Source organism: Endozoicomonas sp. ONNA2 (genome assembly GCF_024606365.1).
GTDB lineage: Bacteria > Pseudomonadota > Gammaproteobacteria > Pseudomonadales > Endozoicomonadaceae > Endozoicomonas.
This window is the reverse complement of sequence record NZ_JAHHPO010000382.1, coordinates 1-1,597: the sequence shown is the minus strand read 5'-3', so window position 1 is coordinate 1,597 and position 1,597 is coordinate 1. Positions and strand designations below refer to the sequence as shown.

2 protein-coding genes are annotated in these 1,597 nt (G+C 44.1%); both read left to right on the top strand.

Features of this window, described 5'->3' with window-relative positions:
- Positions 1-107 precede the first annotated feature (107 nt).
- The gene (locus KDK14_RS06975) at positions 108-716 is read left to right on the top strand and encodes an RING finger domain-containing protein (protein WP_257264316.1); all 609 of its coding nucleotides are present in this window, start codon (positions 108-110) and stop codon (positions 714-716) included.
- A 164-nt stretch (positions 717-880) separates the two neighbouring features.
- Complete coding sequence (locus KDK14_RS06970; RefSeq protein ID WP_257264315.1) at positions 881-1,378, top strand: hypothetical protein; 498 nt, start codon at positions 881-883, stop codon at positions 1,376-1,378.
- Positions 1,379-1,597 lie beyond the last annotated feature (219 nt).

Below are 1,597 nucleotides of genomic sequence, written 5' to 3'. Positions count from 1 at the left end.
TGACCGGAGTTGCAACGCAGCAGAGTGACTGGCCACTTAGTCAGAAAATATGATTCCATTTGATTAACTACTTATTAACCAATGAACAGAGATAGGGTTTATTTTCGATGAATGTTGCGGATCTATGTCAAATCTGTTTCGAGTCTTTTAATGAAAATGATAATGAAGATCTTCGATGTGATGATAAAGTAGTTCTCCCGTGTCATGAGACTCATGTCTTTGGAAGAAAATGCATTGCTCAATGGTTTGACCGATCTAAGAAATGTCCTATTTGTAGGTCTGAAGTGCCGTCATTTATCCTTGAGAGTATGCCTCCTACTCGTTCATTGCGTGAACGGGTAATCAGAAAAGTTTCTCAAATTGCTAATGATGTTTTTATTTGTGCTGCTAGCTCTGCCCTTTCTGCGGCAACCTTTATTGGTGCCGCCGGCATTATTAACCTTGCCATTGGTTTGGCTGAGACTGGTGATGTTGGGTCTTCCCTGGCTACTGGTGTAAGTACAGCCATTGCAACTGGATCTGTTTTTGGAGCGGCAAATAGCCTGGCTGACTTAAAACTTTTGGCGTTTACGGGTGCGGCTATTGGCGTTGCCGGTTGTCCTATAGCTTTTGCAAGTAATGGCTACCTTTCTGCTTCTCATTTTGCTGGTTTTGCTACTGGTGCATACGTTGGCGGAATTTGGTCCTATATTAGTAGTACTCATCTGGATCCATAAGGCTCCTGGAATATTGATCTTCAATTCACGCAAACCCCTCACCAGGCTGAGCTTGTTGCAAAAGTAGCGAAAAAGCACAGCACTTTACGGTCGATAATCTTTAATGGGAACTTTCACTATGCATGAATGTCTGACCAAGTATTATTAACCGAAATTGGAAATTTATGAATACTGGTAATATAGCAACAGGTTTGGCAGGGGTTGGTCTGGCAGCTGCCTTTAGTCTCAATAGTGATTCCGGGTCTTCCCCTCTGACCATGTGGAGAAACCGAGTTGTCATGGCTTTTGCCAGTACAGTAGGTACCAGCTTGAGTCTGGTGCAATGCCTGCGGGAAGGCAGAAACGTATCTGCCAGAACAGCAGCGACACTGGCAACGAATGCTTCCGTTCTTGCATACAGCTATCTGCAGCCCTGGGTTGATATCACAAAGGAGTTACCGATTTACAGGTCTGAAGCAAATTGCTATGAGGAACTCTTGAAAAATAAAGGTGAAACTAGCATACCGCAATGTCAACGGTTTCTTCAGTATTTTCGTGAGGCTGTAGCCAGGGAAAAGATGCAAGCACAATTAGATCGTACCAGGGACAATAATTTAAAGGTAACCATTTATGATTGGACGGGCGGTGCAACCAAGCGTCGATATCCGTCCCATTCGTATTAAGCTGGACAGCTGAGGGCATATCTACCAGCTTACTCCGCTGTCATTCGCATTCACCTCAATCTGCAAGGGTCAAAGCTGGGGTCAGGTATTTCTTTGTGCATAACTTTTGTGGTTTACAGAGTTAAAAAGAAGATATTTGCAGAATGTAAGGCCTGCCCATCCCTCCCGGGAGCCTGACCCTGATTTTCTGACCCTGATTTTTGTTAAAACGGTTCTGCG

Coding starts and splice junctions, on each gene's coding strand:
- KDK14_RS06975 (WP_257264316.1), top strand. CDS start 108: ATGAATGTTGCGGATCTATGTCAAATCTGTTTCGAGTCTTTTAATGAA.
- KDK14_RS06970 (WP_257264315.1), top strand. CDS start 881: ATGAATACTGGTAATATAGCAACAGGTTTGGCAGGGGTTGGTCTGGCA.